This is a genomic window from Kitasatospora phosalacinea (genome assembly GCF_000716545.1).
In the GTDB taxonomy this organism is placed as follows: Bacteria; Actinomycetota; Actinomycetes; order Streptomycetales; family Streptomycetaceae; genus Kitasatospora; species Kitasatospora phosalacinea.
The window spans coordinates 18,322-41,812 of the sequence record NZ_JNWZ01000007.1; the positions used below are offsets into that span (position 1 = coordinate 18,322).

General features: G+C 74.3%; 23 protein-coding genes. 11 read left to right on the forward strand and 12 right to left on the reverse strand.

The genetic code is table 11. From position 1 onward, the window contains the following. Positions 1-228 precede the first annotated feature (228 nt). Entirely contained in the window at positions 229-1,167 is a 939-nt protein-coding gene (locus tag OO48_RS05170) for an SCO4651 family lipoprotein (protein WP_033213144.1), read from the forward strand. A gap of 388 nt (positions 1,168-1,555) precedes the next feature. Here OO48_RS05170 and OO48_RS05175 read toward each other — a convergent pair whose 3' ends face one another. Then, positions 1,556-2,338 (reverse strand): DeoR/GlpR family DNA-binding transcription regulator, encoded by a 783-nt coding sequence (locus OO48_RS05175; protein ID WP_033213145.1) that lies wholly within the window; start codon positions 2,336-2,338, stop codon positions 1,556-1,558. A gap of 89 nt (positions 2,339-2,427) precedes the next feature. On the opposite strand from OO48_RS05175, the gene OO48_RS05180 reads away from it, so the two are divergent. Both OO48_RS05180 and OO48_RS05185 read left to right on the forward strand, forming a co-directional pair. Continuing rightward, positions 2,428-3,627: an MFS transporter gene (locus OO48_RS05180; protein WP_425338507.1), complete on the forward strand. Its 1,200-nt coding sequence runs from the start codon at positions 2,428-2,430 to the stop codon at positions 3,625-3,627. Positions 3,628-3,825: 198 nt separating this feature from the next. Next, complete coding sequence (locus OO48_RS05185; RefSeq protein ID WP_033213146.1) at positions 3,826-4,173, forward strand: hypothetical protein; 348 nt, start codon at positions 3,826-3,828, stop codon at positions 4,171-4,173. Here OO48_RS05185 and hemC read toward each other — a convergent pair. Continuing rightward, on the reverse strand, positions 4,151-5,086 hold the full coding sequence (gene hemC / locus OO48_RS05190) for a hydroxymethylbilane synthase (protein ID WP_033213147.1): 936 nt from the start codon (positions 5,084-5,086) through the stop codon (positions 4,151-4,153). The two genes, OO48_RS05185 and hemC, sit on opposite strands and share 23 nt — an antisense overlap. A gap of 93 nt (positions 5,087-5,179) precedes the next feature. Between hemC and OO48_RS05195 the strand changes: the two genes are divergently transcribed. After that, complete coding sequence (locus OO48_RS05195; RefSeq protein ID WP_033213228.1) at positions 5,180-5,707, forward strand: AAA family ATPase; 528 nt, start codon at positions 5,180-5,182, stop codon at positions 5,705-5,707. Between the two features lie 67 nt (positions 5,708-5,774). Here the strand turns inward: OO48_RS05195 and OO48_RS05200 are convergent, their stop codons facing one another. Further along, complete coding sequence (locus OO48_RS05200) at positions 5,775-6,407, reverse strand: FMN-dependent NADH-azoreductase (protein WP_033213148.1); 633 nt, start codon at positions 6,405-6,407, stop codon at positions 5,775-5,777. 151 nt (positions 6,408-6,558) lie between these two features. Between OO48_RS05200 and OO48_RS05205 the strand changes: the two genes are divergently transcribed. After that, entirely contained in the window at positions 6,559-7,188 is a 630-nt protein-coding gene (locus OO48_RS05205; protein WP_209439436.1) for a TetR/AcrR family transcriptional regulator, read from the forward strand. A gap of 59 nt (positions 7,189-7,247) precedes the next feature. Here OO48_RS05205 and OO48_RS05210 read toward each other — a convergent pair whose 3' ends face one another. From OO48_RS05210 to OO48_RS05220, 3 genes are all read right to left on the reverse strand, one after another. Further along, positions 7,248-7,844 (reverse strand): GNAT family N-acetyltransferase, encoded by a 597-nt coding sequence (locus tag OO48_RS05210; protein ID WP_051731754.1) that lies wholly within the window; start codon positions 7,842-7,844, stop codon positions 7,248-7,250. A gap of 157 nt (positions 7,845-8,001) precedes the next feature. Further along, positions 8,002-8,337 (reverse strand): nitroreductase family protein, encoded by a 336-nt coding sequence (locus OO48_RS05215; RefSeq protein WP_245194519.1) that lies wholly within the window; start codon positions 8,335-8,337, stop codon positions 8,002-8,004. Positions 8,338-8,492: 155 nt separating this feature from the next. Beyond that, on the reverse strand, positions 8,493-10,139 hold the full coding sequence (locus OO48_RS05220) for an ABC-F family ATP-binding cassette domain-containing protein (RefSeq protein ID WP_033213151.1): 1,647 nt from the start codon (positions 10,137-10,139) through the stop codon (positions 8,493-8,495). Between the two features lie 393 nt (positions 10,140-10,532). On the opposite strand from OO48_RS05220, the gene OO48_RS05225 reads away from it, so the two are divergent. After that, positions 10,533-12,149, forward strand: coding sequence for an ABC-F family ATP-binding cassette domain-containing protein (locus OO48_RS05225; protein ID WP_033213152.1), 1,617 nt, complete (start codon positions 10,533-10,535; stop codon positions 12,147-12,149). Positions 12,150-12,369: 220 nt separating this feature from the next. Continuing rightward, positions 12,370-13,602, forward strand: a complete 1,233-nt coding sequence (aroA, locus tag OO48_RS05230; RefSeq protein WP_033213153.1) for a 3-phosphoshikimate 1-carboxyvinyltransferase — start codon at positions 12,370-12,372, stop codon at positions 13,600-13,602. Between the two features lie 40 nt (positions 13,603-13,642). Here aroA and OO48_RS05235 read toward each other — a convergent pair whose 3' ends face one another. Genes OO48_RS05235 through OO48_RS05245 form a run of 3 tightly spaced genes read right to left on the reverse strand, consistent with a single transcriptional unit; the run spans position 13,643 to position 16,798 of the window. Further along, positions 13,643-14,494 (reverse strand): carbohydrate ABC transporter permease, encoded by an 852-nt coding sequence (locus tag OO48_RS05235; RefSeq protein WP_051731774.1) that lies wholly within the window; start codon positions 14,492-14,494, stop codon positions 13,643-13,645. Next, entirely contained in the window at positions 14,494-15,468 is a 975-nt protein-coding gene (locus OO48_RS05240; RefSeq protein WP_033213154.1) for a carbohydrate ABC transporter permease, read from the reverse strand. Before OO48_RS05240 ends, OO48_RS05235 begins: the two co-directional genes overlap by 1 nt. Positions 15,469-15,499: 31 nt before the next feature. Further along, positions 15,500-16,798 carry an extracellular solute-binding protein gene (locus OO48_RS05245; protein ID WP_033213155.1) on the reverse strand — a complete coding sequence of 433 codons (1,299 nt, stop codon included), beginning with the start codon at positions 16,796-16,798 and terminating at the stop codon, positions 15,500-15,502. A 202-nt stretch (positions 16,799-17,000) separates the two neighbouring features. Between OO48_RS05245 and OO48_RS05250 the strand changes: the two genes are divergently transcribed. Continuing rightward, positions 17,001-17,813, forward strand: coding sequence for an IclR family transcriptional regulator (locus OO48_RS05250; protein ID WP_033213156.1), 813 nt, complete (start codon positions 17,001-17,003; stop codon positions 17,811-17,813). Positions 17,814-17,837: 24 nt separating this feature from the next. Here OO48_RS05250 and OO48_RS05255 read toward each other — a convergent pair whose 3' ends face one another. From OO48_RS05255 to OO48_RS05265, 3 genes are all read right to left on the reverse strand, one after another. After that, positions 17,838-18,491 (reverse strand): Pr6Pr family membrane protein, encoded by a 654-nt coding sequence (locus tag OO48_RS05255; RefSeq protein WP_033213157.1) that lies wholly within the window; start codon positions 18,489-18,491, stop codon positions 17,838-17,840. Between the two features lie 123 nt (positions 18,492-18,614). Then, positions 18,615-18,878, reverse strand: a complete 264-nt coding sequence (locus OO48_RS05260; protein ID WP_033213158.1) for a DUF1876 domain-containing protein — start codon at positions 18,876-18,878, stop codon at positions 18,615-18,617. Positions 18,879-19,023: 145 nt separating this feature from the next. Then, the gene (locus OO48_RS05265; protein WP_033213159.1) at positions 19,024-19,734 is read right to left on the reverse strand and encodes a GNAT family N-acetyltransferase; all 711 of its coding nucleotides are present in this window, start codon (positions 19,732-19,734) and stop codon (positions 19,024-19,026) included. Positions 19,735-19,899: 165 nt separating this feature from the next. Between OO48_RS05265 and OO48_RS05270 the strand changes: the two genes are divergently transcribed. From OO48_RS05270 to OO48_RS05280, 3 genes are read left to right on the forward strand one after another with little or no spacing between them, the layout of a single operon-like run. Beyond that, entirely contained in the window at positions 19,900-21,042 is a 1,143-nt protein-coding gene (locus OO48_RS05270; protein ID WP_051731755.1) for a CaiB/BaiF CoA transferase family protein, read from the forward strand. A gap of 16 nt (positions 21,043-21,058) precedes the next feature. After that, complete coding sequence (locus OO48_RS05275) at positions 21,059-22,201, forward strand: acyl-CoA dehydrogenase family protein (RefSeq protein ID WP_033213160.1); 1,143 nt, start codon at positions 21,059-21,061, stop codon at positions 22,199-22,201. 28 nt (positions 22,202-22,229) lie between these two features. Beyond that, on the forward strand, positions 22,230-23,450 hold the full coding sequence (locus OO48_RS05280; RefSeq protein WP_033213161.1) for an acetyl-CoA C-acetyltransferase: 1,221 nt from the start codon (positions 22,230-22,232) through the stop codon (positions 23,448-23,450). Positions 23,451-23,491: the final 41 nt, after the last annotated feature.

The following is a 23,491-nucleotide window of genomic DNA, read 5'->3' on the forward strand; positions in this document are numbered from 1 at the left end:
GAACGGTATTAGAGGGGGATCCGACACAACCCGCGTGTCGGGCCTGACGACCGCGGCGGCGCCCGCCGCCCCGGCGGCCGAGGCCGCCGCACCGGCCGACACGTCCGAGCTGCCGGAGGAACACCTCCGCACCGTTCGAAGCCCGTCCGGCCCCGGAAGCACGGGGCCGGACACCACCCGGCCCCGGAGACACCGTGCCGGGACGTTCCCCAGGGGGAGAAGAACCAGATGTTCAAGACCGGACGCGTGCTCCTCGCCGCCACCTCCGTCGCCCTGCTCGCGCTGACCGCGACCGCCTGCAACGACAACGAGACCGACGACAGCCCGGCGGCGGCCGCCAGCAAGGGCGGCGACTCGGGCGCCGGCTCGGGCGCCGGCAAGTCCGGCGCCCAGGGCGGCGCCGTGGACACCGCCTCGCTGCTCAAGCTGGTGAGCGAGAAGACCACCGCGGCCAAGTCCGCCAAGGTCGAGGTCACCAACGAGATGGGCGACTCGAAGACCAGCATGAAGGGCGCCCTCTCCTGGGAGAAGGGCCTCCAGGGCGAGATGAGCGGCGGCATCGGCGGCGGGGCGATGGCCGACTCCCTCGCCAAGGCCGGCAGCGACGGCAAGATGAGCGCCCGGTACCTCAGCGACGCGATGTACGTGAACATGGGCGACGCGATGGCCGGGCAGCTCGGCGGCGCCCACTGGATCAAGTACGGCTACGCGGACCTCACCAAGCTGATGGGCCCGGCCGGCGACAGCCTCAAGAACCAGCTCCAGAACGCCGACCCGATCTCCTCGGTGCGCGCCCTGATCGCCTCCGGCCAGGTCACCAAGGCCGGCACCGAGAAGGTCAACGGCACCGAGGCCACCAAGTACACCGGCGACCTCGGCGCGGCCGAGATCACCGCGGCCACCAGCAAGGGCCTCACCCAGGACCAGATCGACGCGCTGGAGGAGCAGTTCACCGCCGCCGGGATCAGCACCGAGCACATCGAGATCTGGATCAGCAAGGACAACCTGCTGCTGAAGAAGATCGAGCAGTTCGACAGCAAGGCCGGTCAGGTCGTCTCGACGGCCCTCTACTCCGACTACGGCACCCCGATCAAGGTCAGCGCCCCGCCGGCGAGCGACACCGTCGACTTCGCCGAGCTGATGAAGGGTCAGCAGGCCGGTTCCTGACGACCGCCCCCGGGAGCAGTGCCCGCCACCGGGCCGGAGCCGCCGCGGCTCCGGCCCGGTGGCCGTTTCCCGTGGTGCGCGTCGGTGGCAGCCCCCGTCGGCGCGTCGGCGCGGGGCGCCGGAGCCGAACCAGCCCGGCCGATCGCGCTTACTGACTGTGGGGGAGCGCGACGGCCGGGCCGTGTGGGGGTTGGTTCTCAACAGCCGCCCCGGAGGGCGGTTCTCGAATTTCGTGCGCGGAGCGGCCGGACCGTTTCCGTGCACTCAAAATGCCCGGCCGGCCGGGGCCCGTCAAGCGTTCCCCGCCCGCTTGAGCCGCCCTTAAGGCTCCCTTCGCCGACACCACTGGTGCCGGGGCCCGCGGCGCGCGGCGGGCCGGCCGGCGCGGTCAGACCCTCGTGACGGCGGTGCCCGCGGCTTCGAACGCGGCGACCTCGTCGGCCGGGGCCGCGCCGTCGGTGACCAGGGCGTGCAGGCTCCCGGCGGGGGCGACGCGGGCGAAGGCGGTGCGGCCGAGCTTGCCGCCGTCGGCGGCCACGACCGTGCGGCGGGCGGCGGCCATCGCGGCCTTCTTCACCGCCGCGTCGTCGAGGTCGTAGGCGGTCAGCCCGTCGGCGGCGCTCAGGGCGCAGCAGCCGAGGACGGCGGTGTCGAAGCGCAGCGCGTTGATCGAGGCGAGGGCGAGCGGCCCGGTCAGGGCGCCCTCGGCGGCGCGCGGGCGGCCGCCGGGGACGAGCAGGGTGGCCGGCCCGGGCGCGTCGCCGAGGACGTGGACGGCGGGCAGCGACAGCGGCATCACGGTGACCGGGCGCTCGCGCAGCAGCCGGGCGACCTCCAGGCAGGTGGTGCCGCTGTCCAGGATCACCGTCTCGCCGTCGGAGACCAACGCGCAGACCGCGGCCGCGATCCGGCGCTTGGCGTCGACGGCCTCGCGGGCGCGCAGCGCGAACGGCGGCTCCTCGCCGCGCAGCAGCAGGGTGCGGGCCCCGCCGCGGAAGCGCTCCAGGACGCCCTGGGCGGCCAGCGCGTCGAGGTCGCGCCGGATGGTCATCTCGGAGGCCCCGGTGAGCTCGGCGAGTTCGAGGACGCCGGCGCTGCCCGCGTCCCGGACGGCCTGGGCGATCAGCGCGTGGCGCTCCCCGGTGCTCCGGCCGGTGTTCGTACCGCTCATACCGAGATTGAACCGCACCCCGCAACGCACAATCAAGTTGTTCGATTCCAGGGTTTCGAACATCAGAAATGTTCGTTATGGTCGACGGCATGGAACGCCCGCTCCGTGCCGCCCGCGTGGCGACCTACGTCTACTTCGTCCTGTGCGGCACCCTGATGGGCGCCTGGGTCGTGCACATCCCCGCCGTCGAGGCCCGGGTCGGCATCGGCCACGCCGCCCTCGGCGGCCTGCTCGTCCTGCTCGGCCTCGGCGCCTTCGCCGGCATGCGGGCGGCCGGCCGCCTCACCGACCGCCTCGGCGCCCGCACCGTCGTCCCCGCCTCCGGGGCCCTGTGCGCCGCGTCCCTGGTCCCGCCCGCGCTCGCCCCCGACCCGTGGACGCTGGCCGGCGCGCTGCTGCTCTTCGGCTTCGCCAACGGCTGCCTGGACGTGAGCATGAACGCCCACGCCGTCCACGTCGAACAGGCCTACGGGCGGCCCGTCATGTCCGGCTTCCACGCCACCTTCTCGGTCGGCGGCGTGATCGCCGCCCTCGCCGCCGCCGCGGCCACCGCCACCGGCCTCGGCCCGGCCGCCACCCTCGCCCTCCTCGGCGCGCTCGGCCTCGCCACCGCCCTGCTGGCCGCCCGCGCCCTGCTCCCCGGCACCGCCGCCCCGGCCGCCGGGGCCGACGACCCCGCGGCCACCGCGGCCACCGCCACCGGCGTCCGCCGGCAGATCCGGATCTTCGCCGTCCTGGCCCTCATGGTCATGCTCAGCGAGGGCGCGGCCAACGACTGGAGCGCCCTGCACCTCAAGGACGTCCTCGGCACCCCCGCGAGCACCGCCGCGTTCGCGTACGGCACCTACGCCGCCGCGATGACCACCGGCCGCCTGCTCGCCGACCGGATCGCCACCCGCCACGGCTCGACGGCCGTCCTGCGCTACGGCGCCGCCACCGCCGCCGTCGGCATCACCGTCGCCGCCCTCACCCCGTGGGTGTGGGCCGCCTTCCTCGGCTGGGCGCTGTTCGGCCTCGGCCTGTCCGGCTGCGTCCCCCAACTGCTCAGCGCCGCGGGCCACGCCGACCCCGCCGCCGCCGGCGCCAACGTCTCCCGGGTCGCCGGCCTCGGCTACCTCGGCATGCTGGCCGGCCCCGCCGTCATCGGCTGGCTCACCCACCTCACCGCCCTCAACCACGCCTTCCTCCTCCTCACCCTGCTGTGCGCCACCGCCGCCACCGCCGCCGGCACCCTCCGCGGCACCACCACCCCCGGCACCCCCGCCACTCCGGCGGGCACCCCCCACTGACCGCCCGTGCGGCCCGGGCCGGGGCCGCACGGGCCACCCGGCCACCCCGCCCGTCCGGCGCGCGCCGTCGCGCCTCGCCCCGCCCCCCGGCCGCGTTCCACGGCCTCGAACGGCCGGATCTTCCGTGCGGCGCGGGTCGCGGGTGCGCGCAAACGCCTCCCCGGGAGCCGACGCCGGGGTGCGTCGGTGCCGGCCCGGATGCCGGACGGCACCCGGGCCGAGTACCTGCACCACCGCCTCGGCGGCGGGGACGACGTGGGCGTCGACGACTTCCTGCGCAGCTACGACCCGCCCCGGCCCGGCGGTGCGGCACCCCTGCCGGACGGCCCGAGGACGGCGCTGTCCGGCGACGAGCCGGCCGAGGCCGCCCTGCTCCCGGAGCCGCCGGGGGCGCCGGAGCCGCCGGAGCCGCCGGGGAGCCCGGTCCGGCGGCAGGTCTGCGTGGTTCGGACGGAGAGCGGCCGGACCGGCTCGGGGGACGTCCACGTCCGCGCCGCCGGTCAGGAACCGTCCGGCCGGTCGCTCAGTGCGGGATGGCGGAGATGAGTTCGGCGGCGCCGGCGCGCTTGAGGGTGAGGGCGACGGAGGCGCCGAGGTCCTCGGGGGAGAGCGGGCCGGCCCACTCGTGGGCCTTGAGGACGCGCTTGCCGTCGGGGGTGAAGACGTGGCCGCGCAGGGAGAGGGTGCCGTCGGGTTCGGCCTTGGCGTAGCCGGCGATGGGGGAGTTGCAGTGGCCCTGCAGGACGTGGAGGAACATGCGTTCGGCGGCGGCTTCGCGCCAGGTGCCGTGGTGGCCGAGGCCGGAGACGGTGTCGATGGTGCGGGTGTCGTCCTCGCGGCACTGGAGGGCGAGGATGCCGGCGCCGATCGGGGGGCACATCGCCTCGACGGTGAGGATCTCGCTGATCCGGTCGGTGGCGCCGATGCGCTCCAGGCCGGAGACGGCGAGCAGCAGGGCGTCGGCCTCGCCGGCGGCCAGTTTGGCGAGGCGGCCGTTGGCGTTGCCGCGGATCGGCACGGTCTCCAGGTGCGGGTGGGAGACGGCGAGTTGGGCGATCCGGCGGACCGAGGAGGTGCCGATCCGGGTGCCGGGCGGGAGCTGGTCGAGGGTCAGGCCGCCGGGGTGGACCAGCGCGTCGCGGATGTCGTCGCGCCGCAGGTGGGCGGCGAAGATGGTGCCGGCCGGCAGCGGGCGGTCGGCGGGGACGTCCTTGAGGCAGTGCACCGCCAGGTCGGCCGCGCCGTCGAGCAGCGCCTGGTCGACCTCCTTGGTGAAGGCGCCCTTCCCGCCGAGGGCGGCCAGGTCGCCGGTCCAGCGGTCGCCGGAGGTGGTGACGGGCACCACCTCCGTCCGGATGCCCGGGTGGAGCGCGGCCAGTTCGGCGCGGACGCGTTCCACCTGGGCGAGCGCCATGGGCGAGGAGCGGGAGACGATGCGGACCAACTCGGCTGAGGGCATGCCGAGATGATAGGCCGTCTTACCCGGGGGACCGGGGTGGAACGGGGGCCGCGCCGGGCGAGGGCCGCCTGACGCGGTACTAGCGTGGGCGGCATGATCGTATGGCTGAACGGGACTCACGGCGCGGGCAAGACCACGACCGGCGCGTACGTGCGGCAGCTGCTGCCGGACTCGCGGGTGCTGGACGCCGAGAAGGTCGGCGAGACGCTGATGGACATCGAGCCGGGGCTGCCCGGGACGGACAACTTCCAGCACTGGCCGCCGTGGCGGCCGCTGGTGGTGGAGACCGCCCGCCGGGTGCTCGACTACACGGGGGGCACGCTGGTGATGCCGATGACCGTCCTGGTCGAGGAGTACTGGCGGGAGATCAGCGGCGGCCTGGCCGGGTACGGGATCCCGGTGCGGCACTTCGTCCTGCACGCCGACCGGGAGACGCTCCGGGGGCGGATCGCGGGGGACACCGTCACCGGCCCCGACTCCCCGTTCCGCCTCCGGCACCTGGACCTCTACGCCGAGGCGGCCCGCACCTGGCTGCACGCCGAGGCGGAGGTGGTCGACACCACGCACCTGACGCCCGCCGAGGCGGCCCGGCGGATCGCGGCGTCGGTCAGCGGACGGTAGGGCCCCGGGGCGGGGAGGCGGAAGGCGCCGGCGGCGGTGGCCGTCGGCGCCTCCGCGAGGGGCGGGGTCAGGCGCGGACCAGGCCCTTGCCGGCGGCGGACGCGGCGTCCAGGGCCTGGGTGTGGTATTCGGCGGCCAGGTCGCGCAGGCTCTCCATCGCCGGGTTCACGGCGGCGAGGGTCAGCTCGCGGCGGACGGTGGTGAGTTCGGCGCCCCAGACGTCGCGCAGGATGCGCTCGATGTACGGGGTGGAGTGGTCCCAGCCCTCGCGGGGGGTGCCGGGGGCGAAGCCGCCGCCGAGCGAGGTGACCAGGACGGCCGGCTTGCCCTTGAGCAGCTCGGCGGACGGGCCGGCGCCCGCGATGACCAGGTCGACCCAGGTCTTGAAGTGCTGGGAGACGCCCCAGTTGTAGAGCGGCACGGCGATGATCGCGGCGTCGGCGGCGCGCAGCTCCTCGGCGAGCGCGGCGCCGAGCGCGGCGGCTTCCCGCTGCTCGGGGGTGCGCTGGTCCTCGGGGGTGAAGCCGGCCAGGGCGGCGGTGGCCCAGATGTCGCCGGGCAGCGGGTCGGTGCCGAGGTTGCGGCGGGTGACGGTGCCCTCGGGGTGGGCGGCGGCCCACTCGGCCTCGGCGGTGTCGGCGAGCTCGGCGCTGGTGGAGGCGCCGGGCATGATGCTGGCGTCCAGGCGGAACAGGTTCATGACGGAACTCCTCGGTTCACGCCCCGCCGGATCGTGGCGGGCGCGGGACGGGTGCCGATGGGCACGGCGGGGCGGAGGTGCGGGCGCCGGGGCGCCGCACTCGACGTAACCGGACTTTACCCCGTTTCTGTCGCCCGGTAAATTGGCGTCCATGGACAGCCCCCTGGTCCCCTTCGGCAGACCCCCCACCGAGCGCGCGGACGCGGCCCGCAACCGCGAAGTACTGCTCTGCACCGCCCGCGCGATGATCGCCGAGCTCGGGGCGGAGCACGTGACCATGGACGGGCTCGCCGAACGCGCCGGGCTGGGCAAGGGCACCGTGTTCCGCCGCTTCGGCACCCGGGCCGGGATCTTCCGGGCCCTGCTCGACGCCGAGGAGCAGCGCTTCCAGTGCGAGGTGCTGTCCGGCCCGCCCCCGCTCGGCCCCGGCGGCGACCCGGTCGACCGGCTGATCGCCTACGGCCGCGCCCGCACCCGCTTCCTGCTGGAGCGCCACGAGATCGCGCGCGCCTCGTTCGAGCGCAAGGGCCCCGTCCCGCCCGCGGTCGGCCCGAACTTCTCCGGCCCGCACATCCGGATGCTGCTCGCCCAGGCCGCCCTGGGCCTCCCCGACCCGGACACCCTCTCGCTCCAGCTCGCCAGCGCGCTGGAGGGCCCCGCGCTGCTCTTCCTGGTCGCCGACCTGCCCCCCGAGGGCCGGGCCGGGTGCGGCCAGGACGACCTGGGCACGCTGCTCGCGGACGGCTGGCAGACCCTGATCGAACGGATCGCCCGCCGCTGAGGACTCCCGGCCCGACGTCGGGGGCCGGACGCCAGGGGCCGGACGTCGGGGGCCGGTCGTCAGAGGCCGGTCGTCACCCAGATCATCGTGCGGCCGCTCTCGGACGGGGCGCTCGGCGGATCCTGGACGATCCGGTCCAGGACGTAGCCCAGCTTGCGCGGGACGGCCGCGCTGGCCGCGTTCGCCTCGTCGCAGTGGATCTCGGTGCGCGTGACGCCGGGCAGCGCCAGCGCGGCGCCGGTGAGGACGCGGGCGGCGGCGGTGGCCAGGCCCCGGCCGGTGTGCTCGCGGTCCACCCAGTAGCCGATCTCCAGCGCGCCGGAGCCGATCCGGCTGTGCAGGCCGAAGGCGCCGATCACCGAGGCCGGGTCCGCGTCCAGGCCGAGCAGGTACAGGAAGTCGGTGCCCTCCTCCCAGGCCGTCTCGCCGCGCACCGAGAGCTGCTCGCTCTCCGCGAGCGTCGGCACCTGCCGGGCCCAGGGCATCCACGGGCGCAGGTGGGCGAGGTTGGCGATCACCGCGGCGTTCAGCGCGGGGGCGTCCGCCAGGACGCGGCGGCGCAGGTGCGCGCCGCCGCCGACGGACAGCAGTTCGGGCGGGCGGCCCGCGGTGACCGGTCGCACAGCGTGGTCGGGCGCGTCGGAGGAGTGACTCATGGACCGGAGTATGGGCCATGCACGACCCCGCTCACCAGCGGATATTCACAACCCCGCGCCGGAGCGCCCCCGCTCCGGAGCACCCTCGCTCCGGAGCGCCCCCGTCGGCGCCCCGCCTCCGCCCCGCCTCCGCCCCGGCCGCCGGCGCCCGCCCTGGTCAGAGCCGGACCATCACCTCGTCCAGCGGCTTGCGCACCAGGTCGGGCACCCGGGCGTCCTCGGCCGGGTAGCCGACCGGGATGACGTACGCGGCGCGCTCCTCCGCCTCGGCGGCCTCCCGCAGCCGCCGCTTGCGCTCCGGATCGGTGATCACCACGAACCGCCACGGCTGCACGTGCGCGCCGCTCGGCGCGGTCGCCGCCGTCCGCACCGCCCACTCCAGCACCCCTTCGGGCAGCGGTCGGGTCGCGTAGTCGCGCACGGTGCGGCGCCGGTCCATCACCTGGTGGAAGGCCCGGCAGCGGTCGGCCGCCTCGTGGGCGGGCACGCTCATCGGGCGCAGCGGCGCCGTCGGGTGGGACGGCGCCGGGGCGGACGCACTCTCAACTGCACTGTCAACCATGCGCGCCAGCCCAGCACGCGGCGCGCCCCGGCGGAAGGCGCCGGGCCCGGTCGGCACGTACTGGCAAGGGGGCGCCGGGCGCGGCCCTACGCCTCGGTGACCTTCCCGTCCGCGACCACCAGGCGGCGGTTCACCTGCACGGCCTCCAGCATCCGCCGGTCGTGGGTGACCAGCAGCAGGGTGCCGGTGTACGAGGCGAGCGCCGCCTCCAACTGCTCGATCGCCGGCAGGTCCAGGTGGTTGGTCGGCTCGTCCAGCACCAGCAGGTTCACCCCGCGCCCCTGCAGCAGCGCCAGCGCCGCCCTGGTCCGCTCGCCCGGGGAGAGCGTCGCGGCCGGGCGCAGCACGTGCACCGCCTTCAGGCCGAACTTGGCCAGCAGGGTGCGCACGTCCTCCGGGTTGAGCTCCGGCACGGCGGCCGAGAACGCCTCCAGCAGCGGACGCCCGGCGTCCTTGCCGAACAGGTGCCCGCGGGCCTGCTCCACCTCGCCGATCAGCACACCCGAACCCAGCGCCGCCGAGCCCGAGTCCAGCTCCAGCCGGCCCAGCAGCGCCGCCAGCAGCGTCGACTTGCCCGCGCCGTTCGCACCGGTGATCGCCACCCGGTCCGCCCAGTCGATCTGCAGGTCCACCGGCCCGAACGCGAACTCCCCGCGCCGGACGGCCGCCTGCCGCAGCGTCGCCACCACCGAGCCGGAGCGCGGCGCGGCGGCGATCTCCATCCGCAGGTCCCACTCCTTGCGGGGCTCCTCCACCACGTCCAGGCGCTCGATCATCCGCTGGGTCTGCCGGGCCTTCGCGGCCTGCTTCTCGGTCGACTCGGCGCGCTGCGCCCGGGCCTTCTTGTCGTTGTCGCCGCCCTTGCGCCGGGCGTTGCGGACGCCGTGCTCCATCCAGTTGCGCTGCATCTGGGCGCGCGCCTCCAGACCGGCCCTGGTGTCCGCGAACTCCTCGTACTGCTCGCGGGCGTGCCGCCGGGAGACCGCCCGCTCCTCCAGGTACGCGTCGTAGCCGCCGCCGTACAGGTTCACCTGGCCCTGGTGCAGGTCGAGTTCGAGGACGCGGGTGACGGTGCGGGCCAGGAACTCGCGGTCGTGGCTGATCAGCACGGTGCCCGCGCGCAGGCCCTTCACGAACGCCTCCAGGCGCTCCAGGCCGTCCAGGTCCAGGTCGTTGGTGGGCTCGTCCAGCAGGAACACGTCGTAGCGCGACAGCAGCAGCGAGGCCAGGCCCGCCCGGGCGGCCTGGCCGCCGGACAGCGCCGTCATCGGCAGGTCCAGCGACACCTTCAGGCCCAGCGAGTCGGCGACCTCCTCGGCCCGCTCCTCCAAGTCCGCGCCGCCCAACTCCAGCCAGCGGTCCAGGCCCACCGCGTACGCGTCGTCCGCGCCCGGACGGCCCTCCACCAGGCCCTTGGTGGCCTCGTCCAGCGCCGCCTGCGCCGCCGCCACGCCGGTGCGGCGGGCCAGGAAGTCGCGCACCGACTCGCCCTCCCGGCGCTCCGGCTCCTGCGGCAGGTGGCCGACGTTCGCGGTCGGCGGGCTCAGCTTGAGGCTGCCGCCCTCCGGGGCGTCCAGCCCGGCGAGCAGCCGCAGCAGGGTCGACTTGCCCGCGCCGTTCACCCCGACCAGGCCGATCACGTCCCCGGGGGCGACGACCAGGTCCAGCCCGGAGAACAGCGTGCGCTCGCCGTGGCCGGCGGCGAGGTCCTTGACGACGAGAGTGGCAGTCATGATGGGGTCGATTCTAGGCGGCGGCGCGAAGCCCTCCGGACGGGCGGCGGGGGCACCGCCGGACGCCGGGACCTAATTCCGTTGCGGGGGCCGCAGCGGGTTCCGTACCCTCGAAGACGTCACAACCCCGCACGTCTGGAGAAGGCCGTTGCTCGTCTGAGGTCATGAGACACCGCGCCACGCCACACACCCGTGTCCTTTCCGGGTCGGTCGGCGTGCGGGCGCGAGTGCGACCTCGGCAGGGCAGCGATCCACGGCTCCCGCGCGGGTTCCCCGTCCCTCCTGGGACGGCCTCCCCGCGACGGTCCTCCGCGACGGCCCCCCGTGCTCCCGCGTCCCCGGTGTCTCCCGTGTTGCTCCCCATCCCCGCGCGGCAACCTCCAGGAGGCCCTCATGGCGCAACCCACCACCTCGATCCTCTGCACCGACCTCGGCTTCGAGTGGCCCGACGGCCGCCCGGTGCTGAGCGGTTTCCACCTCGCCGTCGGCCCCGGCCGCACCGGGCTGGTCGGTCTCAACGGCGCGGGCAAGTCCACGCTGCTGCGGCTGATCGCGGGCGAACTCACCCCCGCCACCGGCACCGTCCGGGTCGCGGGCGAACTCGCCTACCTGCCACAGGACCTGACGGTCGCGGCCGGGCAGCGGGTGGACGAGACGCTCGGCATCCGGGCCCAGCGCGAGGCCCTGCACGCCATCGAGTCCGGAGACGTGGACGAGCGCCACTTCACCGCCGTCGGCGACGACTGGGACGTCGAGGAGCGCGCCCGCGCCACCCTCGACCGCCTCGGCCTCGCCGAGCTCGACCTCGACCGCACCACCGGCGAACTCTCCGGCGGCCAGGCCGTCCTGCTGCACCTCGCCGCCCTGCTGCTGCGCCGCCCCGACGTCCTGCTGCTCGACGAGCCCACCAACAACCTGGACGTCCAGGCCAGGGCCCGGCTGTACGACGCGGTGGCCGCCTTCCCCGGCGTGCTGCTGCTGGTCAGCCACGACCGCGAACTACTGGACCGGGTCGACCAGATCGCCGACCTGCGGGACGGCGAAGTCACCTGGTACGGCGGCAACTTCAGCGCCTACCAGGAGGCGCTGGAGACCGAGCAGGAGGCCGCCGAACGCCTGGTCCGCAACGCCGGAGCCGACGTCAAGCGGCAGAAACGGGATCTGGTCGAGGCCGGCCAGCGGCTCGCCAAGTCCGCCGCCTACGGCAAGCAGCGCTCGGTGCGCCGCAACGACCCCAAGGCCCTGGCCGACAAGCTCCAGGCCAAGGGCGAGGAGACCGCGGGCCGCCTGCGCGGCATGCACGCCGAACGCCTCAACGAGGCCAAGGAGCGCCTGGCCACCGCCGAGGAGGCCGTCCGCGACGACGCCGAGATCCGGATCGACCTGCCCCGCACCGCCGTCCCCGCCGGGCGCACCGTCCTCACCCTGGAGGGCGTCCGGCTCGCCCACGGCGGCCGCGGCCGCGTCGACCTGGACTTGCGCGGCCCCGAACGGATCGCCCTGACCGGCCGCAACGGCTCCGGCAAGACCACGCTGCTGCGCACCATCGCCGGTGAACTCGCCCCCGCCGAGGGCATGGTCACCACCCCGGTGCAACTGCGGTACCTCCCGCAGCAGTTGGACGTCCTGGACGACGAGGAGACGGTCTTCCGGAACGTCAAGGCGCACGCCCCCACCGCCACCGACAACGAGATCCGGGCCCGGCTGGCCCGCTTCCTGTTCCGCGGCGCCCGCGCCGACCAGCCGGCCGGCACCCTCTCCGGCGGCGAGCGCTTCCGGGCGACGCTGGCCGCCCTCCTGCTGGCCGACCCGCCCCCGCAGCTCCTGCTGCTCGACGAACCCACCAACAACCTCGACCTGGCCAGCGTCCGTCAGCTCACCCAGGCCCTGGCGGGGTACCGCGGCACGCTGATCGTCGCCAGCCACGACCTCCCCTTCCTCCGGGAGATCGGCATCACCCGCTGGCTGGAGTGGGAGGGGGGTGAACTGCGCCCGACCGATCCCCGCTGACCGCCGACGGCCTCCGCCCCGCCCGCCGCCCGTCCCCGCTGTCCGTCCCCGCCCGCCCCGGCGTCCCGCCCCCGGCGTCCCGCCCCCGGCGTCCCGCCCCCGGCGTCCCGTTGCGGCGTCCCGTTGCGGTGTCCGCACAGTGGGACGAGTGGGACGGGGCGGGGGCCGGCGGGGCAGGATCGGGGTGGTCCTGTTGTCGTTCCCCGCTGGAGTGTGCGCCGTGGCGCTGGTCGAGATCCCCGGTTCGAAGTCGGTGACGGCGCGCGCGCTGTTCCTGGCCGCGGCGGCGGACGGGGTGACGACGCTGGTGCGGCCGCTGGTGTCGGACGACACCGAGGGCTTCGCGGAGGGGCTGCTCGCGCTCGGGTACCGGGTGGAGCGGGAGGCCCGGGAGTGGCGGATCACCGGCCGCCCGCAGGGGCCGGGGGCCGACGGCGCCTCGGTGTTCTGCCGGGACGGCGCGACCACCGCCCGCTTCCTGCCGACGCTGGCCGCCGCCGGGCACGGCACCTTCCACTTCGACGCGTCCGAGCAGATGCGCCGCCGCCCGCTCGGCCCGCTCACCACCGCGCTGCGCGAGCTCGGCGTGCGGCTGGAGCACCACGGCGCCGAGGGCCACCACCCGCTGAGCATCGAGGCGGCCGGGGTCGAGGGCGGCGAGGTGACGCTCGACGCCGGGCTCTCCTCGCAGTACCTGACGGCGCTGCTGCTGCTCGGCCCGCTCACCCGCACCGGCCTGCGGATCCGCGTCACCGACCTGGTCTCCGCCCCGTACGTCGAGATCACCCTGGCGATGATGCGCGGCTTCGGCGTCGAGGTGGCCCGCGAGGGGAACGTGTTCGACGTTCCGGCGGGCGGCTACACCGCCGCCCGGTACCCGGTCGAGCCGGACGCCTCCACCGCCTCGTACTTCTTCGCCGCCGCCGCGCTGACCGGCCGCGAGGTGACCGTCCCGGGCCTGGGCCGGGGCGCGCTCCAGGGCGACCTGAAGTTCGTCGAGGTGCTGGAGCGGCTCGGCGCGAAGGTCGAGATCGGGGCCGACGCCACCACCGTCACCGGCGGCACGCTCACCGGCGGCACCGTCAACATGCGCGACATCTCCGACACCATGCCGACGCTGGCCGCCATCGCCCCGTTCGCCTCCGGCCCGATCCGGATCGAGGACGTCTACAACACCCGGATCAAGGAGTGCGACCGGCTCGACGCCTGCGCGGAGAACCTGCGCCGCCAGGGCGTCGACGTCGCCACCGGCCGGGACTGGATCGAGATCCGCCCGGGCGCCCCGAAGCCGGTGGAGATCGAGACCCGCGGCGACCACCGGATCGTGATGTCCTTCGCCGTCGCCGGCCTGCGCACCCCGGGCACGACCTTCGACGACCCGGGCTGCGTGCGCAAGACCTTCCCCGGCTTCCACGACGCGTTCGCCGCCTGGGCGGCCCGGCCGGAAGGCTGAGCCGCCCGGGGCGGCGGAGGGGGAGGGGCGGGGTCCGGGGTCAGTCCTTCACCGCGCCGCCCAGGCCCGACACCATGTGCCGCTGGACCAGCACGAAGAAGACCAGCACCGGCACCGTCATCAGGGTCGAGGCGGCCATGATGCCGCCCCAGTCGTTCTCGTCCGGCTTGAAGAACACCATCAGCGCGGCCGGCAGCGTCTGGTGGTCGGTGTCCAGGATCAGCGTCTTGGCGAACACGAAGTCGTTCCAGGCCGTGATGAAGGAGAACACGCTGGTCGCCGCCAGGCCGGGGGCGACCAGCGGGAACAGGATCCGCCACAGGATGGTGAACCGGCTCGCCCCGTCGATCCGGGCCGCCTCCTCCAGCGACTCCGGCACCGCCGCCACGAACCCGCGCAGCATCCACACCGCGAACGGCAGCGAGAACGCCAGGTTCACCAGCATCAGCGAGCCCAGCGAGGACAGGCCGAAGCCCGGCGCGACCGAGCCGATGTCCCGGACCAGGAAGAACAGCGGGATGGTCAGCGCCTCCACCGGCACCATCTGCGCCACCAGGAACATGATCAGGACGGTGGTCCTGAACCTGAACTTGAACCGGGACAGCGCCACCGCCGCCAGGAACGCGACCGCGGCGGACACCACCACCACGACCACCGCCACCAGCATGCTGTTCACGAAGTACCGCCCGAAGCCGGACACCCCCAGCGCGTTGCGGAAGTTCTCCAGCGTCGGCGCGAACGTCCACGGCCGCGGGTGCGCCGAGGTGATCTCGCCCTTCGGCTTCAGCGCCGACAGCACCATCCAGTACAGCGGGAACACCGTCAGCAGGGCCAGCACCACGGCGGCGGTGTTCGCCCCCTGCCGCAGCACCCGGTTGTCGCGCTTGCTGATCACAGTTCCTCCCCGGAGCGGCGCAGGCTGCGGACGTAGACGGCGGTGACGCCCAGCAGGATCAGCGTCATCAGGACGCCGATCGCCGCGCCGAGGCTGTAGTTCTCGGCGACGAACGCCTTCTGGTAGGCGTAGACGTTGAGCACCAGGTTCTGGCCGGCGATGCCGCCGCCCCCGGTCATCACGTAGATCTGGGTGAACACCTTGAAGTCCCAGATGACCGACTGGATCACCACGATCACCAGCAGCGGCCGCAGCATCGGCAGCATGATCTTCCGGAAGACCGTGACCGTCCCGGCGCCGTCCAGCCGGGCGGCCTCCACCACGGAGTCCGGGATCGCCTGGATGCCCGCGTACAGGGTGATCATCACGAACGGGAAGCTGTGCCAGACCACGACCACGGCGACCATCGCGAACGCCGACCACTTGTCGTACATCCAGTTGTGGCCCTGGGTGCCGAGGACCTCGTTGACCAGGCCGGAGTTGGTGTCCAGCAGGAACATCCACACCGTGGAGCCGGTCATGGCGGGCGCCGCCCAGGCGCCCAGCGCGCCGAACATCAGCATCAGCCGGGGCCACCTGCCGACCCGGGTCAGCAGCACCGCGCAGGTCGCGCCGACCGCCAGGGTGGCCAGCACGCAGAACGCGGCGAACGCCAGGGTCTGGCCGAGCACCGACCAGAACTGCTCGTCGCCCAGCACGTCGGTGTAGTTCGACAGCCCGACGAACTCGGTCGGCACCCCGCCGGACGCCTGCGGCTGCCCGAACTTCAGCACCGACAGCAGGCCCAGCTGGTACAGCGGGTAGCCGAACAGCGGGATCAGCACCAGGGCGGCCGGCAGCAGCAGCCACAGCGGGACGGGGATCCGGGCCAGTGGCCCGGAGCGGCGGCGGCCCGGGGCGGGGGCGCCGCCCGCCCGGCGGACCGGGGAGTCCCCCCGGTCCGCCGGGGCGGTGACGGTCGTGGCAGGCATCGACAACTTCCGCTCCTCTACGGGCTCGGGACTACTTGCCGCTGAACGAGGAGTTCATCGCGGCCGCGGCCTCCTTGGTGGCACCGGCCACGTCGGACTTGCCGGTGATGACCTTCTGCAGCATCGTCGGCACCACGTTCTGGGCGTCGATCTTGGCCCAGGCCGCGTCCTTCGGGACGAACTTGGTGCCCGCCGCGATGGTGTCCGTGAACGGCTTCAGCCACGGCTGCCGCTGCACCACCTCGGCCCGCGCCGAGGACAGCGTCGGCAGGTTGCCCATCGCGTCGAACAGCGCCAACTGGTTCTTCTTGGAGGCCAGTTCCTTGATGAAGTCGGACGCCAGGCCGCGGTGCTGGGTCGACTTCATGACACCCAGGTCGTTGCCGCCGGAGAACGCCGGGGCGATCTTCCCGGCCGCGGTGCCCGGCAGCGGCACGATCGCGTACTTGTCCTTCGCCGCGCCCGCCTCCACCGCGCTGCGCGAGGAGTTCGGCAGGATCGCCATGCCGGCCTTGCCCGCCGCGAACGCCTCCACGGTCTTGCCGCCGGTCAGGTCGGCGCACTGCTGCGCCGGGCAGATCGCGTCCGTGAACAGGTCGGTGTACTGCTTCACGCCGGCCTGCGACTGGGCCGAGTCGATCGCCGAGGCGTACGCCGAACCGCCCCGCGCCGCCAGGTCGCCGCCGTTGGCCCACACGAACGGCAGCGCGCCGAAGGTGTACTTGCCGCCGACCGCGATGCCCAGCAGGTCGCCGTGCGCGGCCCGCACCTTCTCCGCCGCCGACTTCAGCTCGTCGTACGTGGTCGGCGCCGACAGGCCCAGCTCGGTGAACACGTCGGTGCGGTAGTACAGCGCCCGCACGCCCAGCCACCACGGCAGGCCGTAGGTCTTGCCGTCCACCACCGCGGTGTCCTTCAGGTCCTGCGGCAGGTCCTTGCCCTCCTCCCAGCCCGCCAGGTCGGAGGTGATGTCGGCCAGGCCGCCCGAGGCGGTGTAGCCGAACAGGTCGGTGTTGCCGAACTCCACCACGTCCGGCGCCGAGGACGGGTCGTTGAAGGCGCCCTTCATCTTCTCCGCGCGCGGACCGGCGTCGGTCGGGATGTACGAGACCTCCACCTCGACGCCCGCGTGCTTCGCCTTGAAGTCGGCGACGGCCTGCGCCACCACCTGCTCCTTCGGCGCCCGGTTCGCCTCGTCGTACAGCCACACCTTCACGGTGCCGGTCTGCTTGTCCGCGGACGTCGTGTTCTTCGCGGTGCCCGGCGCGCAGGCCGTGGCCACGGTGCCGGCCAGCACGGCAAGGGCGGCACCACGGGCCAGCTTCTTCATGCTCAACGTCATCTCCTCGCCGCAGCGGGACGCACCTGCGCGCCCCGGGACGAACCGGGACATGCAGTGGGGGATCGGTGTGAGCGGGACGTTAGAAACTCGCCGGGCACGGCGACAAGAGCAGACCGCGAAAGTTCTGCACTGCAAAACGATGTGCTGCGGATCTGGCACGAGGACGCCGCGCGCCGTAGCGTCACACCCCATGACCAGCACCGCCGCCGAGAGCCGGCCCGCCGAGGGCCGACCGGAACGCAACCAGTCGGCCTCGCTGCGCCGCGCCCTCGCGGTGCTCGAACACGTCCGGGACCACGCGGCGGCCGGCACCGACCTCAGCCTCACCGCGCTCGCCGACGGCCTGGGGATGTCCAAGTCCACCGTGCTGCGGCTGGCCGCCCCGCTGGTCGACGCCCAGCTCCTCGCCCGCGACCGCGACACCGGCCACTTCCGGCTCGGCCCCGGCTCCCTCCAGCTCGGCCAGGCCTACCTCGCCACCCTCGACCTGCGCACCGCCGCCTCCGAGGAGGCCCACCAGCTGATGCGCGAGGTCGGCGGCACCGTCCACCTCTGCGTCCCCGACACCCCGTACGTGGTCTACGTCGACAAGGTCGAGAACGAGACCGCCGTCCGGATGGCCTCCCGGATCGGCAGCCGCGCCCCGATGTACTGCACCGCCGTCGGCAAGGCCATGCTCGCCTGGCTCCCCGAGGACGCCTTCGCCACCGTCGTCGCCGACGGCCTCCCCGCCATCACCACCCGCACCCTCACCTCGGCCGCCGCCCTGTGCGCCGACCTCACCCGCATCCGCACCCGCGGCTACGCCGTCGACGACCGCGAGAACGAGCCCGAGGTCCGCTGCATCGCCGCCCCCGTCTTCGACCACAACAACACCGTCATCGGCGCCATCTCCACCTCCGCCCTCACCTCCCGCATCACCGCCGCCCGCGCCCGCGAACTCGGCCCCGTCGTCGCCGCCACCGCGGCCCGGGTCTCCCGGCGGATGGGCTCCACCCGCTGACCGACCCGGCCCGGCGGCGCCCCGTCAGGCCTCGGCGGCGTCCGCGGCCGGTCCGCGGCGGAGCCTGGTGCCCAGCCGGTCGAGGCCGACGACCAGGGCGCCGAGGACGGCGAACTCGGCGACGAGTTCGACCATCTGGAGGCCGACCCAGGCGTAGCCCTTCTCGGTGGGGTCGAGGAAGAAGTAGGGGTAGCGGACGGGGAAGTCCGGGAAGAGGATCGCGCGGGTCTCGGTGAGGACGGCGTAGCCGAGCGGGTAGGACAGCCACAGCGGCAGGTCGCGCCAGCGGGAGGCGTTGCGGGGGGAGAACACCAGCCACTCGACCAGGACCAGCACCGGGGTGGTGTAGTGCAGGAAGAAGCTCGACCAGTGCTGGAGCCGCTCGGGGCCGGAGAACAGGCCGGGGAGCGGGTTCTCGCCGTGGTTGAGCAGGACGTGCGCGACGATGCCGGTGATGGTGATGTACAGGACGGCGGCGCCGCGCAGCCGGGGCGCCGGGGCGTCGGCGGTGTCGCGCCCGGCCATCCAGTAGAGCGCGGCGAGGAAGTAGCCGAGCACGATCACGTTGCTCTGGATGGTGAAGTACACCAGCGAGCTGTTGCTGAGGAAGATCCCCAGGAACGCGGACAGGACGATCGCGCTGCGCCACCAGGCGGCGGGGCGGGCCCAGAGAGTCATGCGGTCACCGGACGTTCGTTTCGGCGGTGCCCCCCGTGGGCACGACAGATCGCCGCACTCTACCCGCCGGTTCGGCGGTCGGAAAAGATCACCGGTCGGGGGCGGTGCGCGCCGGGCGGCGGCTCAGAAGGACAGCTGCGCGGGGGTGTGGGTGTGGCTCTCGATGCCGGTCGCGGCGTGTCCGACCAGCTGCCGGGCGAGGTCGTTGCAGGCGCGGGCGGCGGCGAGTTCCTCGCCGATCGCGGTGTCCGCGTCGTCGCCGGGATTGCGCCGGGCCGTTCCGCTGCCGCGGGTGCCGGGGGCGCTGAAGCCGCTGAGCGAGGCGGTGCAGGTGGTGCGGGACTCGTCCTCGTCGAAGGTCAGGTCGACGACCCAGTGGTTCTGCATGGCGGTTCACCTTCCGGGTGCGCGCACCGGCGCGCGGGCGGCCGGTGCGCCTGGCTTCCTTCCAGCCTCCGCCGGTGCCGGTCGGGCGTCAACAGGCCGGGACGGGGCCCGACCGGGGCCTGCTCGGGGCCTGCTCGGGGCGCGCTCAGGGCGTGCGGAAGCCGCGGAAGACCACGTCGGCGCGGCGGACGAAGCCGAGCCGCCCGTACAGCGCGAGCGCGCCGGTGTTGCCGGCGGCGGCGTGCAGGAACGGGCGTTCGCCGCGCGCGGCGATCCGGGCGGCCAACTCGCCGACCAGGTGCGCGGCCAGGCCCCGGCCGCGCGCCTCGGGGGCGGTGCAGACGGCGGAGACCTCGGTGAAGCCCGGCGGGCGCAGGCGTTCGCCGGCCATCGCCAGCAGTTCCCCGCCGCCGTCGCGGACGCCCAGGTAGGTGCCCAGCTCGCGGGTGCGCGGCCGGAACGGGCCCGGGCGGGTGCGCTCCACCAGCGCCAGCATCTCGGGCACGTCGGCGGCCCCCAGTTCGACCACCCGCAACCCGGCGGGGGCGGCCGGACGGACCTGCTCCACCTGCACCAACTGGTGCCCGTCCAGGACGAATTCGGCCTTCCAGTGGGCGGGCGGCAGCGCCGGACAGCTGAACAGGTCCGCGAACTCCCCGGACCCCAGCAGCTCGACCAGGTCGTCCCAGGCCCCGGGCCCGGGCGCGACGCCGACGCCGCTGAAGCCCGCCACCTCCGGGTCGTACCGCACCGCCGCCCCGTGCCGTCGCGCCAGCCCCGCGTGCGCCCCGCTCAGCGAGGCCCCCACCGGGTCGTCGAGCACGGCGGCGCCGAGCCCGCCTTCGAGATCACGCATGGGTCCGAACCCTCCCGGTCGATCGGTCCGTCCCATGATCGCGCACCCGGGCGGGTCCGTCCGGCACCCGGGGCCGGGCCGCGCCGGGCTCTTGTTACCGGCGAGTCACGTCCCTATCATCGCCACTGTGACAGCTCCACTGTCAAACCTGGGAGGCGGTCGCCGATGACCCCCGCAACACCGTCCGCCGGGCCCCTGGCGGGGGTCCGGGTGCTGGAGCTCGCGGGCATCGGGCCCGGGCCGTTCGCCGCCATGCTGCTGGCCGACCTCGGGGCGGACGTGGTGCGGGTGGACCGGCCGGGCGGGCAGGGGCTCGGCCCCGATCCGGGGCGGGACCTGACCAACCGGAACAAGCGCTCGGTGCTGCTCGACCTGAAGGCACCGGAGGGCGCCGCCGCGGTGCGCGACCTCGCGGCCCGGGCCGACCTGCTGATCGAGGGCTGGCGCCCCGGTGTCGCCGAACGCCTCGGCGTCGGACCGGACGACTGCCTGGCCCGCAACCCCGCGCTGGTGTACGGGCGGATGACCGGCTGGGGCCAGCACGGGCCGCTGGCCGAACGCGCCGGGCACGACGTCACCTACCTGGCGACGTCCGGCGTGCTCGGGCTGATCGGCCCGGCCGACGGGCCGCCGGCGGTCCCGGCGAACCTGCTCGGCGACTACGCGGGCGGCTCGCTCTACCTGGTGGTCGGCCTGCTCGCCGCGCTGCACCACGCCCGCGCCACCGGCACCGGCCAGGTGGTCGACGCCGCGATCGTGGACGGCGCCGCGCACCTGTCCACCATGCTGTGGGGCCTGCTGGACGCCGGGCTCTGGCAGGACCGGCGCGGCGCCAACCTGCTGGACGGCGGCGCCCCCTGGTACGGCACGTACGAGACCTCGGACGGCCGCTGGATGGCGGTCGGCCCGCTGGAGCCGCGCTTCTACGCCGAGTTCGCCCGCCTGCTGGAGCTGGACGCGGACGCCCCCGACCAGTACGACCTGTCGCGCTGGCCCGAACTGCGGACCGCCCTGGCCGCCCGCTTCGCCACCCGCACCCAGGCCGAGTGGACCGAGCTGTTCGCGGGCCACGACGCCTGCGTGGCCCCCGTCCTGACCCTGCGCGAGGCCGCCGCGCACCCGCACCTGGCCGCCCGCGGCAGCTACACCGAACGGGACGGCACCCTCCAGCCCGGCACCGCCCCGCGCTTCTCCGCCACCCCCGGCGCGCTGCGCACCCCGCCCGCCCGGCCCGGCGAGCACACCGCCGAGGTGGCCCGCGACTGGGCCGTCCCCGCCCTGGACCCCCTCGCCCCGCCCACCTCCTGAAGGAAGGGACCCGCCCGTGCAGCGCGAGCTCTACACCGAGGAGCACGAGGACTTCCGCACCACCGTCCGGGCCTTCCTGGCCCGGGAGGTCACCCCGCACCACGCCCGCTGGGAGCGGCAGGGGATCGTCGACCGCTCCGCCTGGCTGGCCGCCGGGAAGGCAGGGCTGCTCGGCCTGGCCGTGGAGGAGCGCTACGGCGGCGGGGGCAGCCCGGACTTCCGGTTCGCCGCCGTGCTGGCCGAGGAGTTCGTCCGGGCCGGGGCCGGCGGGCTGGCCGTCGGCCTGCACAACGACATCGTCGGCCCGTACCTGACCGGCCTGGCCACCGAGGAGCAGAAGGAGCGCTGGCTGCCCGGGTTCTGCTCGGGCGAACTGGTCGGCGCGATCGCGATGACCGAGCCCGACACCGGCTCCGACCTCCAGGCGATCCGCACCACGGCGGTCGACGCCGGCGACCACTACCTGCTCAACGGCGCCAAGACCTTCATCTCCAACGGCATCCTCGCCGACCTGGTCGTGGTGGTCGCGAGGACCACCGCCGAGGGCGGCGCGCACGGCCTGAGCCTGCTGGTGGTCGAGCGCGGCATGCCCGGCTTCGAGCGCGGCCGCAACCTGGAGAAGATCGGCCAGAAGGCCCAGGACACCGCCGAGTTGTTCTTCCGCGACGTGCGCGTCCCGAAGGCCAACCTGCTCGGCGAGGAGCACCGGGGCTTCCTGCACCTGATGCGCAACCTCGCCCAGGAGCGGCTGGCCATCGCGGTCGCCGCGATCGCCGCCGCAGAGTACGTCCTCGCGGAGACCGTCGAGTACGTCAAGCGGCGCACCGCGTTCGGCCGGCCGCTGGCCAAGCTGCAGCACGTCCGGTTCGAGATCGCCGAGCTGGCCACCGAGTGCGCCGTCACCCGCGCCTTCGTGGACCGCTGCGTGAGCGAGCACAACAGGTACGCGCTGACCCCGGTGGACGCCTCGATGGCCAAGTGGTGGGCCACCGAGCTGCAGAAGCGCGCCGCCGACCGCTGCCTGCAACTGCACGGCGGGTCAGGGTACATGAGCGACAGCGCGGTCGCCCGGGCGTTCACCGACGGGCGTGTCCAGACCATCTACGGCGGCACCACCGAGATCATGAAAGAGATCGTCGGCCGTTCCCTGCTTTCCTGAGTCCCCCTGTCGGAGAGGCATCCACACCGTGACCACCGAAGCGTACGTCTACGACGCGATCCGCACCCCGCGCGGGCGCGGCAAGCGGACCGGCTCCCTGCACGGCACCAAGCCGATCGACCTGGTGGTCGGCCTGATCCACGAACTGCGGCGCCGCTTCCCCTCGTTGGACCCGGCGGCGATCGACGACATCGTGCTGGGCGTGGTCAGCCCGATCGGCGACCAGGGCTCCGACATCGCCCGGGTCGCGGCGATCGCCGCCGGGCTGCCCGACACCGTCGCGGGCGTGCAGGAGAACCGCTTCTGCGCGTCCGGCCTGGAGGCCGTCAACCTGGCGGCGGCGAAGGTCCGTTCGGGCTGGGAGGACCTGATCCTGGCGGGCGGCGTCGAGTCGATGTCCCGGGTCAAGATGGGCTCCGACGGCGGCGCCTGGTTCGCCGACCCGATGACCGCGTACGAGACCGGCTTCGTCCCGCAGGGCATCGGCGCCGACCTGATCGCCACCGTCGAGGGCTTCACCCGCACCGACGTGGACGCGTTCGCCGCCGAGTCGCAGGCCCGCGCCGCCAAGGCCCAGGCCGACGGGCTGTTCGACCGCTCGGTGGTGCCGGTGCGCGACCGCAACGGCCTGGTGGTGCTCGGCCGCGACGAGTTCATCCGCCCCGGCACCAGCGTCGAGTCACTGGCCGGGCTCAAGCCGTCCTTCGCCGACATCGGCGAACTCGGCGGCTTCGACGCCGTCGCCCTGCAGAAGTACCACTGGGTGGAGTCCATCGACCACGTCCACCACGCGGGCAACTCCTCCGGCATCGTGGACGGCGCCGCGCTGGTGGCGATCGGCTCGCGCGAGATCGGCGAGCGCTACGGGCTCACCCCGCGGGCCCGGATCGTCTCCGCCGCGGTCTCCGGCTCCGAGCCCACCATCATGCTCACCGGCCCCGCCCCCGCCACCCGCAAGGCGCTCGCCAAGGCCGGGCTGGGCGCCGCCGACATCGACCTGGTCGAGATCAACGAGGCGTTCGCCGCCGTCGCCCTGCGCTTCATGCGCGAACTCGGCTTCCGCCACGACCAGGTGAACGTCAACGGCGGCGCCATCGCGCTCGGCCACCCGCTCGGCGCGACCGGCGCCATGCTGATCGGCACCCTGGTCGACGAACTGGAACGCCGCGACCTGCGCTACGGCCTGGCCACCCTGTGCGTCGGCGGCGGCATGGGCATCGCCACCGTCATCGAACGCGTCACGAACTGACCATCCGTCAACTCACGTACTCAACCAAGGACTTCGACGAA

Bases quoted from the DNA above. Each gene is read 5' to 3' on its own strand.
- OO48_RS05170 (WP_033213144.1), top strand. From the start codon at position 229: ATGTTCAAGACCGGACGCGTGCTCCTCGCCGCCACCTCCGTCGCCCTG.
- OO48_RS05175 (WP_033213145.1), bottom strand. From the start codon at position 2,338: ATGAGCGGTACGAACACCGGCCGGAGCACCGGGGAGCGCCACGCGCTG.
- OO48_RS05180 (WP_425338507.1), top strand. From the start codon at position 2,428: ATGGAACGCCCGCTCCGTGCCGCCCGCGTGGCGACCTACGTCTACTTC.
- OO48_RS05185 (WP_033213146.1), top strand. From the start codon at position 3,826: ATGCCGGACGGCACCCGGGCCGAGTACCTGCACCACCGCCTCGGCGGC.
- hemC (WP_033213147.1), bottom strand. From the start codon at position 5,086: ATGCCCTCAGCCGAGTTGGTCCGCATCGTCTCCCGCTCCTCGCCCATG.
- OO48_RS05195 (WP_033213228.1), top strand. From the start codon at position 5,180: ATGATCGTATGGCTGAACGGGACTCACGGCGCGGGCAAGACCACGACC.
- OO48_RS05200 (WP_033213148.1), bottom strand. From the start codon at position 6,407: ATGAACCTGTTCCGCCTGGACGCCAGCATCATGCCCGGCGCCTCCACC.
- OO48_RS05205 (WP_209439436.1), top strand. From the start codon at position 6,559: ATGGACAGCCCCCTGGTCCCCTTCGGCAGACCCCCCACCGAGCGCGCG.
- OO48_RS05210 (WP_051731754.1), bottom strand. From the start codon at position 7,844: ATGAGTCACTCCTCCGACGCGCCCGACCACGCTGTGCGACCGGTCACC.
- OO48_RS05215 (WP_245194519.1), bottom strand. From the start codon at position 8,337: ATGAGCGTGCCCGCCCACGAGGCGGCCGACCGCTGCCGGGCCTTCCAC.
- OO48_RS05220 (WP_033213151.1), bottom strand. From the start codon at position 10,139: ATGACTGCCACTCTCGTCGTCAAGGACCTCGCCGCCGGCCACGGCGAG.
- OO48_RS05225 (WP_033213152.1), top strand. From the start codon at position 10,533: ATGGCGCAACCCACCACCTCGATCCTCTGCACCGACCTCGGCTTCGAG.
- OO48_RS05240 (WP_033213154.1), bottom strand. From the start codon at position 15,468: ATGCCTGCCACGACCGTCACCGCCCCGGCGGACCGGGGGGACTCCCCG.
- OO48_RS05245 (WP_033213155.1), bottom strand. From the start codon at position 16,798: ATGAAGAAGCTGGCCCGTGGTGCCGCCCTTGCCGTGCTGGCCGGCACC.
- OO48_RS05250 (WP_033213156.1), top strand. From the start codon at position 17,001: ATGACCAGCACCGCCGCCGAGAGCCGGCCCGCCGAGGGCCGACCGGAA.
- OO48_RS05255 (WP_033213157.1), bottom strand. From the start codon at position 18,491: ATGACTCTCTGGGCCCGCCCCGCCGCCTGGTGGCGCAGCGCGATCGTC.
- OO48_RS05260 (WP_033213158.1), bottom strand. From the start codon at position 18,878: ATGCAGAACCACTGGGTCGTCGACCTGACCTTCGACGAGGACGAGTCC.
- OO48_RS05265 (WP_033213159.1), bottom strand. From the start codon at position 19,734: ATGCGTGATCTCGAAGGCGGGCTCGGCGCCGCCGTGCTCGACGACCCG.
- OO48_RS05270 (WP_051731755.1), top strand. From the start codon at position 19,900: ATGACCCCCGCAACACCGTCCGCCGGGCCCCTGGCGGGGGTCCGGGTG.